The organism is Massilia phyllostachyos, from assembly GCF_021044825.1.
GTDB lineage: Bacteria > Pseudomonadota > Gammaproteobacteria > Burkholderiales > Burkholderiaceae_D > Telluria > Telluria phyllostachyos.
Genome location: NZ_JAJNOC010000010.1, coordinates 176670 through 192642, shown reverse-complemented (window position 1 = coordinate 192642; position 15973 = coordinate 176670). Strand labels below are relative to the sequence as shown.

Annotated in this window: 12 protein-coding genes; 6 read left to right on the top strand and 6 right to left on the bottom strand. The window is 69.6% G+C overall.

Going from position 1 to position 15973, the window contains the following annotated elements; genetic code table 11:
- Nucleotides 1-124: 124 nt before the first annotated feature.
- From LQ564_RS22695 to LQ564_RS22685, 3 genes are all read left to right on the top strand, one after another.
- Nucleotides 125-676: an NAD(P)H-dependent oxidoreductase gene (locus tag LQ564_RS22695; protein WP_231060389.1), complete on the top strand. Its 552-nt coding sequence runs from the start codon at nucleotides 125-127 to the stop codon at nucleotides 674-676.
- Nucleotides 666-2474, top strand: coding sequence for a glutathione-regulated potassium-efflux system protein KefC (kefC, locus tag LQ564_RS22690; protein WP_231060388.1), 1809 nt, complete (start codon nucleotides 666-668; stop codon nucleotides 2472-2474). The genes LQ564_RS22695 and kefC overlap by 11 nt, the downstream gene beginning before the upstream one ends.
- Before the next feature lie 146 nt (nucleotides 2475-2620).
- Nucleotides 2621-5428, top strand: a complete 2808-nt coding sequence (locus tag LQ564_RS22685; RefSeq protein ID WP_231060387.1) for a bifunctional diguanylate cyclase/phosphodiesterase — start codon at nucleotides 2621-2623, stop codon at nucleotides 5426-5428.
- 194 nt (nucleotides 5429-5622) lie between these two features.
- Here LQ564_RS22685 and LQ564_RS22680 read toward each other — a convergent pair whose 3' ends face one another.
- Nucleotides 5623-6504: a GlxA family transcriptional regulator gene (locus LQ564_RS22680; RefSeq protein ID WP_231060386.1), complete on the bottom strand. Its 882-nt coding sequence runs from the start codon at nucleotides 6502-6504 to the stop codon at nucleotides 5623-5625.
- An 85-nt stretch (nucleotides 6505-6589) separates the two neighbouring features.
- On the opposite strand from LQ564_RS22680, the gene LQ564_RS22675 reads away from it, so the two are divergent.
- On the top strand, nucleotides 6590-7105 hold the full coding sequence (locus tag LQ564_RS22675; RefSeq protein WP_231060385.1) for a serine hydrolase domain-containing protein: 516 nt from the start codon (nucleotides 6590-6592) through the stop codon (nucleotides 7103-7105).
- 3 nt (nucleotides 7106-7108) lie between these two features.
- Here LQ564_RS22675 and LQ564_RS22670 read toward each other — a convergent pair whose 3' ends face one another.
- Nucleotides 7109-7702, bottom strand: coding sequence for a hypothetical protein (locus LQ564_RS22670; RefSeq protein ID WP_231060384.1), 594 nt, complete (start codon nucleotides 7700-7702; stop codon nucleotides 7109-7111).
- 241 nt (nucleotides 7703-7943) lie between these two features.
- On the opposite strand from LQ564_RS22670, the gene LQ564_RS22665 reads away from it, so the two are divergent.
- Together LQ564_RS22665 and LQ564_RS22660 are read left to right on the top strand one after the other, a co-directional pair.
- Complete coding sequence (locus LQ564_RS22665; protein WP_231060383.1) at nucleotides 7944-8891, top strand: 2-hydroxyacid dehydrogenase; 948 nt, start codon at nucleotides 7944-7946, stop codon at nucleotides 8889-8891.
- Between the two features lie 3 nt (nucleotides 8892-8894).
- Nucleotides 8895-9875, top strand: coding sequence for an alpha/beta hydrolase (locus LQ564_RS22660; RefSeq protein WP_231060382.1), 981 nt, complete (start codon nucleotides 8895-8897; stop codon nucleotides 9873-9875).
- On the opposite strand, the gene LQ564_RS22655 is transcribed toward LQ564_RS22660, so the two are convergent.
- The 4 genes from LQ564_RS22655 to LQ564_RS22640 all read right to left on the bottom strand — a co-directional run bounded on the left by LQ564_RS22655 (nucleotide 9855) and on the right by LQ564_RS22640 (nucleotide 15958).
- Nucleotides 9855-10823: a glycoside hydrolase family 43 protein gene (locus tag LQ564_RS22655; protein WP_231060381.1), complete on the bottom strand. Its 969-nt coding sequence runs from the start codon at nucleotides 10821-10823 to the stop codon at nucleotides 9855-9857. The genes LQ564_RS22660 and LQ564_RS22655 overlap by 21 nt on opposite strands.
- A gap of 11 nt (nucleotides 10824-10834) precedes the next feature.
- Nucleotides 10835-13660, bottom strand: a complete 2826-nt coding sequence (locus LQ564_RS22650) for a TonB-dependent receptor (protein WP_231060380.1) — start codon at nucleotides 13658-13660, stop codon at nucleotides 10835-10837.
- A gap of 148 nt (nucleotides 13661-13808) precedes the next feature.
- Nucleotides 13809-14816, bottom strand: a complete 1008-nt coding sequence (locus tag LQ564_RS22645; protein WP_231060379.1) for a LacI family DNA-binding transcriptional regulator — start codon at nucleotides 14814-14816, stop codon at nucleotides 13809-13811.
- 35 nt (nucleotides 14817-14851) lie between these two features.
- Nucleotides 14852-15958 carry an ABC transporter ATP-binding protein gene (locus tag LQ564_RS22640; protein WP_231060378.1) on the bottom strand — a complete coding sequence of 369 codons (1107 nt, stop codon included), beginning with the start codon at nucleotides 15956-15958 and terminating at the stop codon, nucleotides 14852-14854.
- Between the last annotated feature and the right edge of the window lie 15 nt (nucleotides 15959-15973).

Below are 15973 nucleotides of genomic sequence, written 5' to 3'. Positions count from 1 at the left end.
AAGCAACAATTGTAATAGCTCGCTGCCAATCCTGAAACCGGAATGTGACGGTACGTACGCCGCGAAGACACAACAGCGCCGGCCCGCGCACGGTACAATTCCTGATCCTTCCGACAACATTGACATGACCATGGAACCGCGCGCCCTCGTCGTCTTCGCCGACCCGTCGCTGCACCGCTCGCGCATCAGCCGGCGGGTGGCCGACGCCGCCGCCGGCCTGCCCGGCGTCCAGGTCCAGGACCTGTACCAGCTGTATCCCGACTTTTATATCGACGTGCGGCGCGAACGCACCCTGCTGCGCGAGGCGCCGCTGTTGGTGTTCGTGTTCCAGCTGGCCTGGTACGCGATGCCGGCCCTGCTGAAGGAGTGGTGCGATACGGTGCTCAAGCCCGAGTGGGCCGCACCCGGCGGCCGCCTGGCCGGCAAGCGCGCCTTCGCCGCCGTCGCCTGCAACAGCCGCCTGGACGACTACCGCCCGGGCGGCGCCCACGGCCGGCCGCTGGAAGACTTCCTGCTGCCGCTGGAGCAGACCGCGCGCGCCTGCGGCATGGCGTGGCTGGCGCCGCACGTGTTCTACGGCGCCGACCATCCGGACCAGGCGGCGGCCGACCGCCACGCCGACGCGCTGCGTGAGCTGCTGGCCGCGCACGCCACCGGAGACGCGCATGGAGCATGATGTCCTCGTCAACGCCCTGGTTTACCTCGGCGCCGCCGTGGTCGCGGTGCCGCTCGCCAAGCGCCTGGGCCTGGGCGCGGTGCTCGGCTACCTGCTGGCGGGGATCGCCATCGGGCCCTGGGGCCTGGGCCTGATCCGCGAGGTCGAGACCATCCTGCACTTCGCCGAGTTCGGCGTGGTGCTGCTGCTGTTCGTGATCGGGCTGGAACTCGAACCGCGCCGCCTGTGGTCGCTGCGGCGCTCGATCTTCGGCTGGGGCAGCGCCCAGGTCGCGGGGGTATCCTGTGTGCTGGCCCTTGCCGCCGTGCTGCTGGGCGTGGCCTGGCAGACCGCGCTGATCGCGGCGCTCGGCCTGTCGCTGTCCTCGACCGCGATCGCGCTCACCACCATGCAGGAGCGGAACCTGATCCCGACCCCGGCCGGCCAGGCCGGCTTCGCCATCCTGCTGTTCCAGGACATCGCCGCGATCCCGATGATCGCGCTGGTGCCGCTGCTGGGCGTGCCGGACAGCCATGCGGGCGGCGGCTGGAGCGGCGCCGTGACCGCGGTCGCGGTGATCGCTGGCCTGGTGCTGGCCGGGCGCTTCCTGGTGCGCCCGCTGCTGCGCTTCATCGCCGGTACCGGGATGCGGGAAATCTTCACCGCCTTCGCCCTGCTGCTGGTGATCTCGATTTCCCTCCTGATGTCCTACGCCGGCATGTCGATGGCGCTGGGCGCCTTCATGGCCGGGGTGCTGCTGGCCGATTCCGAATACCGGCACGCCCTGGAAACCGACATCGAGCCCTTCAAGGGCCTGCTGCTCGGCCTGTTCTTCATCGCGGTCGGGATGTCGGTCGACTTCGGCGTGTTCCTGGCGCAGCCGCTGCGCATCCTGCTGCTCGCCGCCGGCTTCCTGGCGCTGAAACTGCTGGTGCTGTGGCTGCTGGCGCGCGGCTTCGGCATGGCCGGGCGCCAGCGCGTGCTGTTCGCCTTCCTGCTGTCGCAAGGCGGGGAGTTCGCCTTCGTGGTGTTCGGCGCGGCCGCCGCGGCGCGCGTATTCGATGCAGCCACCGCCAACGTGCTGGTGCTGGTGGTGGCGCTGTCGATGGTGGCCACGCCGCTCCTGCTGATCCTCTACGACCGGGTGCTGGAGCCGCGCTGGCAAAGCCGCAAGGCCCGCGCCGCCGATGCGATCGACGGCAACGCCGGCCACGTGATCATCGCCGGCTTCGGCCGCTTCGGCCAGATCGTCGGACGCCTGCTGCACGCCAACCAGGTGCCGCTCACGATGCTCGATCACGATCCGGACAACGTCGACACCCTGCGCCGCTTCGGCTTCAAGGTGTTCTATGGCGACGCCACCCGCACCGACCTGCTGCACGCGGCCGGCGCCGGCCAGGCGCGCGCGCTGGTGCTGTCGGTCGACGGCATCGAGGACAGCCTCAAGCTGGCCGAAGCGGTGCGCGCCGAATTTCCCGACCTGCCGATCCTGGCGCGCGCCCGCAACGTCACGCATTACTACCAGCTGATGGACCTGGGCGTCACCGTGATCGAGCGCGAGACCTTCGATTCGGCCCTGATGCTGGGCCGGCGCGTGATGGAGGAACTCGGCTTCGGCGCCTATCTCGCGCGCCAGGCGGCGATGCGGTTCCGCGAACACAATATCAAGAGCGTGCTCGAGGTCTACCCGTATTACAAGGACCGCGAACAGTACGTGTCGATGGCGCGGCGCGCGCGCGAAGAGCTGCATGCGATGTTCGAACGCGACTTCGTGGCCATGCGCGGCGATCCGGACGAGGGCGACGAGGCGGGGCGCTGACGCTCGCTTGTGCAGACAAGTGTCGCAATTTCGCCTCAGATTACTGTCGAGCAGGGTTTAGTTGCCGCAAGGAAATGGATATACTTGCGGCGCACTGGCGGCCGGCCCGGCCGCCTCCACCTGCCGCGGCCGTTGCCGCCCGATTCGTGACAGATTTCGATAGTACCGACAGCACCGACAGCAACCGCGGCGCCCTGCTCGCCGACGAAAACGCCGCCCTGATCGACAATGCACTCGACCTGATGGCCGTGGTCGACGCCAGCGGCGCCATCCTGCGCGTGAACGCCGCCGCCCACGCCCTGCTCGGCTTCCGGCCCGAGGAGCTGGCCGGCCGCCATTACGAAATACTGCTCGATCCGCAGCAGCACGGCGAGGCGCGCAACATGCGCCTCAGCCTGCAGCGGGAATCGCCCGACCGCTCCGACCTGCAGCTGCGGGTGCGGCGCAAGGACGGGCGCGTGATCTCGATGTCGGTGGCGGCGCGCTGGTCCGAGGCCCACCGCCGCTTCTTCGTCACCGCGCGCGACGTCACCTCCCAGCTGCAGGCGCGCGAAGCGCTGCGGCGCTCGGAGAGCGCGCTGGGCGGCATGCTGGAGAGTATCGGCGACGCCTTTTTCGCGGTCGACGCCGAGTGGCGGCTCACCTATGCCAACACCAGGGCCGCCGCCTTCGTCGGCGTCGCGCCGGGGACCACGATCGGCAGTCCCCTGCTCGAGGCCGTGCCCGACCTGCGGCATTCGTCCTTCCTGCAGCGCTACCGTCAAGTGATGGAAACCCGCGTCGCCGCCACCTTCGAGGCCTTCTGGGAACCGCGCCAAGTCTGGGTCGAGGCGCGCGTCTATCCGGCCGGCGACGGCATCTCGGTCTACTTCCACGAGATCACCGCCCGCCGCGCGGCCGAGCAGGCGCTCAGGAAGAGCGAGCAGCGCTTCCGCAAGCTGTTCAACCAGGCCGGCGACAGCATCATGATCGTCGACGGCCAGCTGAACATCGTGTCGGTCAACGACCAGGCCTGCGCCCGCTTCGGCTACACGCGCGAGGAATTCCTGGGCCTGCGCGCCACGGACGTGAATTTCGGCCTGGCCGGCGCCGGCGCGCTGCTTTCAAGCCTGCGCGCCGGCCAGGCGCAGCTGCTTCGCATGCAGAAGCACTGCAAGGACGGCAGCAGCTTCCCGGCCGAGGTGCAGATCTCGCGCTTCGACGACGAAGGCGAGGAATTCTTCCTGGCCGTGATCCGCGACCTGAGCGCGCGCGAGGAAGCCGAACACCAGCTGCGCGAGAGCGAGCGGCGCTTCCGCGAGATCATCGAACTGACTCCGAGCGGCTACCTGCTGCTGGACGGCGACGGCGCTCTGCTGGACGTGAATCCCTCGCTGTGCCGCCTGTCCGGCCACCCGCGCGAGGCGCTGGTCGGCTCGCGCCTGGAAGCGCTGTTCCACTGCTTCAACTGGACCATCCTGGAGGACGGCCCGCCCGGCCAGACCGCGGTGCAGGGCGTGGAAGCGGTGCTGCGCCACCGCGAGGACTACCACATCCACGTGCTCTTCAACGGCAGCATCAAGCGCGGGCTCGATGGGCGCACGGTCTCGCTGACCGGCCTGATGACCGACATCACCGGCCGCAAGGCCGCCGAGCGCCGCCTGCAGGAACTGGCCACCCACGACACCCTGACCGGCCTGCCGAACCGCGCGCGGCTTGCCGAAAGGGTCCAGCAGATGCTCGACGGCTGCGGCAGCGGCGCGCTGGCGGTGATGTTCCTGGACCTCGACCGCTTCAAGGAGGTCAACGATTCCTTCGGCCACGAGATGGGCGACGTGCTGCTGTGCGAAGTCGCCGGGCGCCTGCGCAGCGTGGTCCGGCCGGGCGATGTCATCGCGCGCCTGGGCGGCGACGAATTCGTGGTGGCCGCGAGCTGCGCCGGCGGCCGGGCGGCGGCCGAGCGCATCGCGGCCCAGCTGCTCGAGGTGCTCACCGCGCCGGTGACCGTGGGCGGCATCGACGTCATCGTCGGCGCCTCGATCGGCATCAGCATGTATCCGCAGGACGCGCGCACCCGCGAGACCCTGTTCCAGACCGCCGACACCGCGATGTACCGCGCCAAGAACGCGGGCCGCAACCGCTACCGCTTCTTCGAGCCGGAGATGACGGTCGCGACCCAGGTCCGGATGGCGCTCGAAGTGTCCCTGCGCCCGGCGCTGGCGCGCGGCGAGTTCGAGCTGCACTACCAGCCGCGCATCGACCTGGCGCGCATGGCGCCGGTCGGCATGGAAGCCCTGATCCGCTGGAACCACCCGGAGCGTGGCCGCGTGCCGCCGCAGCAGTTCATCGGCATCGCCGAGGAGACCGGCCTGATCGTCCCGATCGGGCGCTGGGTGCTGCAGGAAGCCTGCGCCCGCACCCGCGCCCTGATCGACGAGTTCGGGCGCAAGATGGTGGTATCGGTGAACGTCTCGGCGCGCCAGCTCGGCAATGCGCACTTTGTGGACGAGGTGCGCGCGGTGTTATTAGAGACCGGCCTGGCGCCCGATTGCCTGGAACTGGAACTGACCGAGAGCGCGCTGATCGAGGACATCGAGCGCACCGCCGCGATGCTGAAGGACCTCAAGCGCCTCGGCGTCGCGCTTGCCGTGGACGACTTCGGCACCGGCTATTCAAGCCTGGCCTACCTGCGCCGCTTCCCGATCGACGTGCTGAAGCTGGATCGCTCCTTCCTGCTGCAGGAGGACGGGAACGTGACGACCTCCGATTTCGTCAAGGCCTTTGTCGAGATGGCGCATGCGCTGAACATGGCGGTGGTGGCGGAAGGCGTCGAGACCGAGGAGATGCTGGAGCTGCTGCGTGCAGCGCGCTGCGACCAGGCGCAAGGCTACCTGCTCGCAAAGCCGATGCCGCTCGATACATTGAGGATCGTAGGGTGGACGGCTTCGCCGTCCGCGCATTCAACTCCCGGGTGAAGCGAGGCGAACGGATTATCCCAGCACTGTTCAAACGCGCGGACGGGAAACCCGCCTCCCGTGGCCCGGTCCGCCCTACCGCCGGGTTCAGGCGAAGCGCGCCTGATACTCGCTGGGCAGCACGCCCAGCTGCGTGCTGAACGCCCGCCGCAGGTTGTATTCGCTGCCATACCCGCACTCGCGCGCCGCCTGCTTCAGCTGGCGCCCGGCCGCTCCAGCAGCCGGCAGGCGCTCTCCATCCGCAGCTGCGCCAGGACCTGCGCCGGCGTCAGGTCGACCTCCTCGCGCAAGCGCCGGTGCAGGGTGCGCACCGACAGCGCGCAGGCTTCGGCCATGTCCTCGGTCCGCACTGCGTGGCGCAGGCGCGGCCGCAGCCAGGCGGTCAGGCGCGCATGCACCCCATCGTCCTGCGACTGCGCCAGCAGCTCGGCGCTGAACTGGCGCTGTCCGCCGGGACGCTTGAGGAACAGCACCAGGCGCCGCGCCACGGCCAGCGCGCGCTTCCGGCCCAGGTCTTCCTCGACCAGGCTCAGGGCCAGGTCCATGCCGGCGCTGATGCCGGCCGAGGTGTAGAACTTGCCGTCGTGGACGTGGATCGCATTGTCCTGCACCTGCAGCGACGGGTGCTCGGCCTGCAGCGCCGCGACGTCCTGCCAGTGCGTCACCACGCGCCGCCCGTCCAGCAGGCCGGCGCGCGCCAGCACGAAGGCCCCGGTGCAGACCGCGCAGCAGCGCGATACGGCCGCGCTGGCGCCACGCACCCAGGCCAGCGCCGCGCGTCCCGCTTCGTCACCGACCGAGGGCAGGTCGCGCACCCGGCCGCCCGAGACGATCACCGTCGCGTGTTCGAGTCCCGCTTGCGGCAGCGGCTCGTCCAGCAGGCTCACGCCGGAAGACGACAGCACCGCGCCGCCGCCGGGCGCCGCGATGCGGATGCGGTACGGCGCCGGCAGGCCGGCGTCGACCGCCTCGTCGTTCGCGCTGGAGAAGACCTGCACCGGGCCGGTGGCGTCGAGCAGCAGGAAGTTGGGGAAGACGACGATCCAGACGTCGATCGGGTGGGCGGCATGTGTCATGGTGGCAGATATTCAACGATCGATGGCATTCCTGTCAATCCGCGCCTCGCTACACTGGCGGTCCCGTGAACCATCCTGAAACCGCATGCGTCCTCTTCTCCTGTTATCGGCCCTCCTCCTGGCCTGCAGCGCCCGCGCCGACCAGCTCGACGACGCCATCGAACGCGAGATGGCGCGCCGCCACGTCCCCGGCGGCGCCGTCGTCGTCCTCCAGCACGGCAAGATCGTGCGCGAGCGCGGCTACGGCCTGGCCAACGTCGAGCATGGCGTCGCGGCCACGCCGCACACGATGTTCCAGTCCGGCTCGATCGGCAAGACCTTCACCGCCGCCCTGATCCTGCTGCTGGCCGAGGATGGCAAGCTGGGGCTCGACGACCCGGTCTCGCGCCACCTGCCCGAGGCACCGCGCTGGATCGGCATCGTCGCCGAGGAAATCGGCGACGCCGGGCCACTGCAGGCCGTGGAATTGCTGGAACGGAGGGAGGATGGTGTGCTCCGCCTCGCCCGTTACCGTTTCCGCTATCGCGACGAGACCATGATCGTCTCAATGACGCTCAGCGCGGCCGGCACGATCGAGCGGCTCGGCATCGGACTGGAGTGAGTGTCAGCGAATCGGCGGCGGCGACGCCGTCGTTGGTCCGACGTAGAACAGGCCATCGAACTGCGCGGACGGTGGCGTCAGGGAGAACGGGCCGGCCGGCGCCGGTGTGATCCGGTTGACGTCCCACTGCGCCTCGCCGCAGGTAGCCGGCGTGTTGCCTCGACAAATCCAGGCGCTGCCGCCCGCGGTGCCGACCGTCAAGGAGAGCGGCTTGCGCGCGGAAAGCAGGTAGATCGCCGACTCGTACTGCGGGTCGAAGCGCTTGCCTTTCTCGCGGATCGCGTGCAGTCCGCCCACCAGGGCGACGACCTGCCGGCCTGCATTCCCATCGAGCACCGCGGCCAGATTCGCCGCCAGCAGCGCTTCGCGGGCCTTCGGCGCCCCCTCGCCGTCGATGGCCACGACCCGAATGTCCATCCCCGTGGCGCGCAGCGTCCGGATGCGGCCGAAGAGCTCGAGCATCGCGGCGCTGCTGCGCCCGTCCTGCATTGGCCGGCGCCACAGTGCCGCGTCCGTGAAGCGTGCGACGTCCTCGGTCGCGCCGCGGCTGGCGAGGAAAGCGTCGATCGCATCCTGCGCGACTGCCGGGAGCTCCATGGCAAGCGTGATGCGACGGCCCTCCTTCGCCGCTGCGCACAGGTAGCCGGCGACGAATGCAGGGACCTCGCGCGACATCGAGTCACCTGTATTGATCGAAAGCGCACAGTATAGGTAAGCGGCGCCTGCGCAATCTCACCGATCCTCACGCCTGCCTGAAGCCTGGCTTAAGCCACCGTCCATACAGGCATACGGGCGAATCGTTGTACGATGAGATTTTCTGCATGGACGGATTGGATCGATGAAACCAGAGATCGCGGTATTGGGCAGCGTGTGGACGAACGACGTCCTGGGCGCGCTGGATGGACAGTTCACCTGCCACTTCCCGGCGCGCATGGCGCAAGAAGAACGCGCGGCTTTCGAGCGCGACATCGCGCCGCGCATCCGCGCCGTGCTCACCACCGGCACCGTGGGCCTCGATGCGTCGGGGGCCGCCGTCTACCCATCGCTGGAAATCGTCTCGGTCCACGGCGTGGGCGTCGATGCCGTCGACCTCGAGGCGATGGCGGCGCGCGGCATCGTCGTCACCAACACCCCGGACGTACTGACCGAAGACGTGGCCGACCTCGCGGTCTCGCTGCTGCTGGCCGGCTCGCGCCGCATCCCACTGCTGGACCGCTACGTGCGCGCCGGCGCCTGGGAAGAAAAGCGCCCCCTGACCCCGGCGCGCAGCCTGCGCGGCAAGGTCGTGGGCATCTATGGCTACGGCCGCATCGGCCAGGCGGTGGCGCTGCGCCTGCGCGCCTTCGGCATGGAGATCCGCTATTACCAGCGCAGCGAAGGGCCGGAACCGGCGCTGCGCTGCGCCTCGCTGCTCGACCTGGCGGCGGCCAGCGACTTCCTGGTCCTGGCCACGCCGGGCGGCGCAGCGACCCGGCGCGCCGTGGATGCGGCGGTGCTCGACGCGCTCGGCCCGGAAGGCACGCTGGTGAACATCGCGCGCGGTTCGGTGGTCGACGAAGCGGCCCTGGTCGCGGCGCTGGGCGAAGGCCGGCTCGGCGCCGCCGCGCTCGACGTGTTCGAGGACGAGCCGCGCGTGCCGGGCGCCCTGCGCGCCATGGACAATGTGGTCCTCACGCCCCACGTCGGCAGCTTCACGGTGGAGACCCGGCGCGCGATGGCGCGGCTCGCGGTCGGCAACCTGGAGGCGCACTTCGCCGGACGTCCCGCCCTGACGCCGGTAGGCTGAGCCATGCCCATGCACGTCGACGCGGCGATGCTCGACGACCTGCGCCGCTTCAACCACAAACTGGCGCGCGCGCCCCGGGTACGCTACCGCGGCCCATTCGTCCCCATGCTCGGCCAGGCTCTGCTCCGCCTGTCGCAACTGGGCGCCGACGCCAGGCTGCGCCGCAAGGGCTTGCAGGTGGAGCGCCGCTTGCTCGAGCGCGACGGCGACCGCGTGCCGGTGCGCGTGCTGCGGCCTGCGGGCGCGCTGCGGGGCCTGGTGCTCGACATCCACGGCGGCGGCTGGGTGATCGGCAATCCCGAGATGAACGACGCCTTCAACGCGCCGATGGCGCGCGAATGCGGCGTCGCCGTGGTCTCGGTCGACTACGGCCTGGCGCCGCGCACGACGATCGAAGCGATGATGGACCAGTGCCTGCTGGCCGCGCGCTGGCTGCTGGAAGACGGCCTGCCAGGCGCGCAGGGACTGCCGGTGATCGTGGTGGGCGAATCCGCCGGCGGCCAGCTGGCCGCGGCCACGCTGCTGCGCCTGAAAACCTGGCCGGCGCTGTTCGAGCGGATCGCGGGCGCGGTGCTGTACTACGGCGTCTACGACATGGCCGGCAGCGACAGCGTGCGCCAGGCGGGCCCGGCGACCCTGGTGCTGGACGGACCGGCCATGCTCCCCGGCCTGCGCCTGCTCACGCCCGGCCTGGACGACGAGGGGCGCAGGCGCGCCCCGCTCTCGCCGTTGCACGGTGATCTGGACGGCATGCCCCCGGGCCTGTTGTATACCGGCCGGCGCGACCCGCTGCGCGACGATACCTTGCAGATGGCCCGGCGCTGGGGCGCCGAGGTCGAACTCAACGACCTGCCGGAAGCCCCGCACGGCTTCATCCACTTCAAGGTGGCGATGGGCCGCGCCGCCTGCGCCCACACGCGCGCCTGGATCACGGCGCGGCTGGCGCAGGCCTGCGAACCGGTGCTACGCCAGGTCGAGCCCTGACGGCGCCGCCTGGCGCGTGAAGGTCGGCCCGACGGTGGTCGGCCGGCCGTGCTCCCACACCAGCCGGTCGATGCACATGCGGCGACCGGTCATGGCCGCGTCCCACGCGTGATAGACGATCCAGTCCTGGCTTCCGTCCGGCGAGGTGGTGAACGAGTTGTGGCCGGGGCCGATCACGTTCGGCGCCCGCGAGCGCATCAGCAAGGCTTCCTCGCTGCCCTCGGGCCGCGTGAACGGCCCGAGCGGGTGATCCGCCACCACGTAGCTGACCCCGTAGTTCTCCTTTTCCCAGGCGCCGCCGCTGTAGAAGCAGTAATACTTGCCGCCGTGCGGCAGCACGAAGGCGCCTTCCACCGTGTGCCAGTCGTAGACCGCGTCGTACATGGCGCGCTGCTTCTTGAACAGGTGCCAGTCCGCGTGCGGCCGCGCGACCGTGCGCGGCTTGCCCTCCAGGCGGTCCATGCCCAGCAAGCGGTCGACCACGATGCCGGTGCCGATGCGGTGGTCGTCCTCGAACTCGAGGAAGTCGACGCAGTAGTACAGGTACCACTGGCCGTCGGCGTCGCGGAAAGGATGGGCGTCGATCGAGAACGGCTGGTCCGGCACCAGGAGCACGCCGCAGTCCTGGAACGGGCCGACCGGATCGTTCGATACCGCGACGCGCAGCTTGTGGGTCTTGCCCTCGGCGTCGCCGCGCGAGTAGTACAGCCAGAACCTGCCCTCGCTGCAGGCCACTTCCGGCGCCCAGAAGTGGTCGTCGCCCGGCTCCAGCAGCGCATAGCCGCCAGGGTGCCAGTCGACCATATCGTTCGACACCAGCACCGGGAAGCGTCCGCCGCCCGGTCCGTCGGGCGCGGTGCCGTAGGCGAAATAGCGCCCCTCGTGCCGCAGCACGAAGGGGTCCGCCATGATCTCCGGGTAGACCGGATTGCAGTAAGTCTTCTGCATTGACTATCCCCTTACATCTGGTAGCGCAGGCTGATGCCGTAGGTGGTCGGGTTGTAGCGGATGTCGCGTGGACGCTCCGGGTTGCCCAGGTAGCTCTCGTAGCGCTCCTTGGTCAGGTTGATGGCGTCGAAGTTGAGCGACAGGTTTGGCGTGAGCGCATAGCCGACGCTCAGGTCGACGTAGGTCGAGGCCTTGACCCAGCGGTCCTGGCCGTAGCGCGGCTCGGCGATCTGCTCGACGTACTTGCCGCGCCGGGTGGCGGCCAGGCGGCCGGTCCAGCCGCCGTATTCGTACAGCAGCGTGAAGTTGTAGCTCTGCTTGGCCACTTCCACCAGCGCGGTCTTGCGATACTCGCCGCTGTTGAAGTCGGTGCGGGTCTCGTTGTCGCCGTCGGTCCAGGTGTAGTTGAACTGCGCGCCCAGGCCGCTCCAGGCGCCCGGCAAGAAGTCGAAGAACTTCTGGATGCCGAATTCGGCGCCGCGCAAGGTGCCCTTGCCGGAGTTCTGCGGCCGGCTCACGCGGTAGTTCTGGCCGTTGATGACTTCGGCCAGCTCGAAGTTCTGCAGGTAGCCGTCGATATCGCGGTGGAACAGCGCCAGCTGGGCGAAGCCGTTCTTCTGGAAGTAGTACTCGATGGTGGCGTCGGTATTCACCGACTTGGTCGGCGCCAGGTTCGGGTTGCCGGCCGAGCCGGTGCCGGGTGCGTTGACGGTCGGCGGCACCAGCGACAGTGCCGGGTTCAGGCGCGAGAACTCGGGCCGGGTGATGGTCTTGCCGACGCTGACGTGCGACTGCAGGCGATCGGTCCAGTTGACCAGGGCCGAGAAGTTCGGCAGGAAGTTGGTTTCGTCGCTGTCGACGTCGATCGGGGAAATCACATTGCCGATCTGGGCCTGGCCGGAGAGCTGGCGGTCGACCTTGATCAGGCGCCCGCCGACGTTGCCGGTCACGCCGATATTGCCCAGCGCAGCCTTCCAGCGCGCGCCCAGGTGCAGGGTCGCGGTGCGTTCGCGCTGGTCGAACATGCGGTTCGGGTCTTCCGGCAGGCGCCCCGGCGCCAGGCCGTAGAAGGCGCGCACCTGGTCCGACTGGTGGAGCAGGAAGTCGCGCGAAGGCGTCATCCAGGGGCCGCCGAGGCGGTCCATGCCGGGTACCAGGGTCTGGAAGGAAGGGCCGAAGGCGGCCACCGGCGAGGGCCGCACGGCGCCCTGCAGGTCGGTCGGGCGGTCGGCGCCGTGGAATTCGACGTCGCGGCTCGACAGGCGGATGCCGCCGGTGATCGCCGTGATGAAGCCGTCGCCGAGGCGGTACACCGCATCCGTGCGGAACTGCGTCTGCTCGCCGCGCGACTCGCCCCAGTTCTGGACCAGGCCGCGCAGCACGAACTGGTTCGGGTCCTGCAACGGGTTGCTGCTGGTCGGCGTGATAATGTTGTTGAAGCCGCCGTGGCCGTCGTTGCCGTAGGTGTAGACCGAGGAGCTGGCGCCCGGGATCTGCTGGTCGACGATCACGCCGTCGCTAATGAAGTCCGAGCGGGTAAACGCCAGGTTGCTGTCGACCGACAGCGGGCCCTCGCGGTACTTCAGCGCGAAGTTCAGGTAGTGGGTGTCGGTGCTTTCCTTGAAGGCCTGGGTGCTGGTCGCGGTGTAGGGGTCCCAGTCGTAGGGGCCGCCGAACTGCGCGGCCGGGGCGCTCGCGGCGCGGATCAGGCAGATCGAGCCGTTCGGGGTCTGGCAGGCCGCCGAATCGGGCGCCAGCTGGACGTTGGTCAGGCGCGGCGCCCAGGTCGCGATGTTCATGATGTAGTCGGTCTCGCGCGTGCCGCGATACGAGGTGCCCAGGTACTGGGTCATGAATTCGGTGGACGGATTGATCTTCCACTGGAAGGCCGCGTGGATGCTGCCGCGCTCGCGGTCGCCCGCGTTGTAGACGCCGCCGATATTCGGCAGCTCGCCCAGGCGGTCGCCGGGACGCAGCGGCGCGATCGGCTGGTCGTCGTTCAGGCGGATCGCCGTGCCGTCCTGGCCGACCGAGAAGATGCGGTCCGGGCGGTCGACCCACTGGGTCGGGAAGGCCCAGTTTTCCTTGTTGTAGGCGACGTCCACCAGGAAGCCCATCTCGCCGCGGCCGGTGTTCCAGCGGTTGGTCATCAGGATGCTGCCGCCCGGGTTGGTGTCCAGGCTGGTGGCGTCGCTGCCCTCGACGTAGTTGCGGCGCGCCTCCACCTGGCCGGTGACGGTATAGCCCTTGAAGTCGAAGGGCGCGCGCAGGCGCACGTTGACGCCGCCCGCGATGCCGCCCTCGAGCTGGTTGGCGGTGGCCGATTTGTAGACGTCCAGGCCCGCGATCGACTGCACCGGCAAGTCCTGGTAGGACAGGCGCCGGCCGGTGCCGGTGAAGATCTCGTTGCCCTCGAAGGAAGTGATGACGTCGGGCAGGCCGCGGATGATCACGCTGTTGGTCTCGCCCAGGTTGCGGCCGACCTGCACCCCGGCCACGCGCTGCAGGGCGTCGCCGGCGGCGCGGTCGGGGAACTTGCCGATGTCGTCGGCGTTGATCGAATCGACCACCTGTTCGCTATCGCGCTTGATCTGCTCGGCCGAGCGGATGCTGGCGCGCAGGCCGGTCACCTGCACGGTCTGGATCGCGCCGCCGGCGGGCGCGGGGGCGGCCTGGGCGTCCGGGCCGGCCGCGGCGCGCACCGCGTCTTCGGCGGTCGGCGCGGATTGCTGGTCGGTGGATTGCGGGGCAGGGGCGGTCTGGGCTGCCGCGAAGCCGATATGGGCGCACAGCAGCATGGCTGCCGCGCAGACCGGGCGGACTTTCAAGGTCGTCATCGAGTGTCTCCTGAAAACGGTGAACGGGCCGGCGACCGCTGCGCGCGGCCGGGCCTGCCGATATTGGAATCCTTATTAGTCATAATTTATGACCAATATGACAAAAGCTAGCTGAAATTGCGCCGGGGTGGCGCACTCAAGGAAGGGGTCAGTCGGCCTTCGGGGCGGCCACGGAATCGCGTTCCACCATAGGGCAATCCATCTTCATGGAGGTGCGCCGCACCACGCCGCCGTTGACCTGGGCGATCAAACTTTCGGCAGCCCATCTGCCCATTTCGTAGTTTGGCAACAACACCGTGCTCAGCGGTGGCTGGGTATAGCGGGCGATGTCCTGGTCGTCGTAGCCGACCACCGACACGTCGCCGGGGACGTCCAGGCCAAGTTCGCGCACCGCTTCCAGCGCGCCGACCGCCATCAGGTCGTTGGCGCAGAACAGGGCCGTGGGCGGGTCCGGCAATCGCAGCAGGTGCAAGGCGTGTTCGTGGCCGCTGCTGACCTGCCAGTCGCCCTCGCGCACCAGCGCCGGCTCGAACGGGATGTCGCGCGTGGACAGCGCCTGCCGATAGCCCTTGAGGCGCTCCGCGGCCGCCTCGATCCAGCCCTCGCCGTTCACCAGGCCGATGCGGCGGTGCCCGCGCTCGAGCAGGTGCATGGTGGCCGCATAACCGCCCAGCACCTCGCTCGGCACCACCGAGGAATACAGGCGGTCGCGCGTGTGGCAGTTGAGCAGCACCGTCGGCACGTTTGCCAGCAGCGCCGGCACCGTCACCGCGCGCGTGAAGATGGTCGCGTAGACCACGCCCAGCAGGGCCGGATTTCCGAGCACGCGGCCCAGCACCGCGGTCTCGTATTCCGGGTCGCTGCGGGTGGCGAACACGGACAGCAGGCAATCGTGCTCCCAGGCCGCGTCACGGGCGCCGTCGATGGTCTGCATCGCGTGCGGGCTGGTGGACAGTTCGTCGGTGAGGTAGACGATCAGGTTGCGCCGGGCGGCGTCGACGCCGTGTCCATGGCGCTCGACCGGATAGCCGATTTCGTGGGCGATGCGCAGCACGCGCTTGCGGGTCTCGCTGGAGACCTTGGCGCCGCTCATCTGGTTGATCACCAGCGACACGGTGGACTGCGACACCCCTGCCAGCTTGGCGATGTCGGTCATGGTTGGCCGCCGCGCGCGGCCCCCGGCCCCGCCGCTCACCGCATCTGCGGCACGCGCGGCAAGGCGGCGCCGTCCGCATCGAACAGATGGCCGTCGCCGGCGTCGAAGCCGAGCCGTACTTGCGCGCCCGCAGCCACGCCGCCGCCGGCGCGGCACTTCACGGAGATCATCTCCGGCACGCCGTCGACCTGGGCATGCACGATCACGGCGTCGCCCAGGTATTCGACCAGGGCGACGGTGGCGGGAATGCCGCCGCCCTCCCCGTCCGCCAGCACCCGCAGGTGTTCCGGCCGCACGCCGAGCGTCACCGCGGCGCCCGGCGCGGCGCGCGATGCGTCGACGGCGACGTCGACCTGGACGCCACCGGCCAGGCGCACGTGGGCAACGACATCCTGCTCGCCCGCCAGCGCGCCGGGCAGGAAGTTCATGCGCGGCGAGCCGAGGAAGCCCGCCACGAAGGTATTCGCGGGGCGCTCGTACAATTGCGCCGGGGTGCCGACCTGCTCGATGTGGCCGCCGTTGAGCACCACGATCTTCTGGCCCAGGGTCATGGCCTCGACCTGGTCGTGGGTCACGTAGATCATGGTCGCCTTCAGGTCGGCATGCAGGCGCGCCAGCTCGACCCGGGTCTGGCCGCGCAGCGCGGCATCGAGGTTCGAGAGCGGCTCGTCGAACAGGAAGACCTGGGGCTTCCTCACGATCGCGCGGCCGATCGCCACCCGCTGGCGCTGGCCGCCCGACAGCGCCTTGGGACGGCGCTCGAGCAGGTGGCCGATCTGCAGGATCTCGGCGGCGCGCGCCACCCGTTCCGCGATTTCCGCGCGCGGCACGCCCGCAAGCTTGAGGGCGAATCCCATGTTCTCGGCCACCGTCATGTGCGGGTACAGTGCATAGCTCTGGAACACCATCGCGATGCCGCGCTTGGCCGGCTCGACGCCCTGGCAGGCCACGCCGCCGATCTCCACGCTGCCCGCGCTGACGTCTTCCAGGCCGGCGACGATGCGCAGCAGGGTCGACTTGCCGCAGCCCGAAGGGCCGACCAGCACGACGAACTCGCCGTCCGCGATGTCGAGGTCGATGCCCTTGAGGACCGGGTTGTCCTCGTACTGCTTGGTGATGCCGGTCAGGCGTACGGATGCCATGGGGTCTCCAGGGTG

Excerpts from the sequence above, each read along its gene's own strand:
- LQ564_RS22675 (WP_231060385.1), top strand. The coding sequence starts at position 6,590 with ATGCGTCCTCTTCTCCTGTTATCGGCCCTCCTCCTGGCCTGCAGCGCC.
- LQ564_RS22670 (WP_231060384.1), bottom strand. The coding sequence starts at position 7,702 with ATGGAGCTCCCGGCAGTCGCGCAGGATGCGATCGACGCTTTCCTCGCC.
- LQ564_RS22665 (WP_231060383.1), top strand. The coding sequence starts at position 7,944 with ATGAAACCAGAGATCGCGGTATTGGGCAGCGTGTGGACGAACGACGTC.
- LQ564_RS22645 (WP_231060379.1), bottom strand. The coding sequence starts at position 14,816 with ATGACCGACATCGCCAAGCTGGCAGGGGTGTCGCAGTCCACCGTGTCG.
- LQ564_RS22655 (WP_231060381.1), bottom strand. The coding sequence starts at position 10,823 with ATGCAGAAGACTTACTGCAATCCGGTCTACCCGGAGATCATGGCGGAC.
- kefC (WP_231060388.1), top strand. The coding sequence starts at position 666 with ATGGAGCATGATGTCCTCGTCAACGCCCTGGTTTACCTCGGCGCCGCC.
- LQ564_RS22680 (WP_231060386.1), bottom strand. The coding sequence starts at position 6,504 with ATGACACATGCCGCCCACCCGATCGACGTCTGGATCGTCGTCTTCCCC.
- LQ564_RS22695 (WP_231060389.1), top strand. The coding sequence starts at position 125 with ATGACCATGGAACCGCGCGCCCTCGTCGTCTTCGCCGACCCGTCGCTG.
- LQ564_RS22650 (WP_231060380.1), bottom strand. The coding sequence starts at position 13,660 with ATGACGACCTTGAAAGTCCGCCCGGTCTGCGCGGCAGCCATGCTGCTG.
- LQ564_RS22660 (WP_231060382.1), top strand. The coding sequence starts at position 8,895 with ATGCCCATGCACGTCGACGCGGCGATGCTCGACGACCTGCGCCGCTTC.
- LQ564_RS22640 (WP_231060378.1), bottom strand. The coding sequence starts at position 15,958 with ATGGCATCCGTACGCCTGACCGGCATCACCAAGCAGTACGAGGACAAC.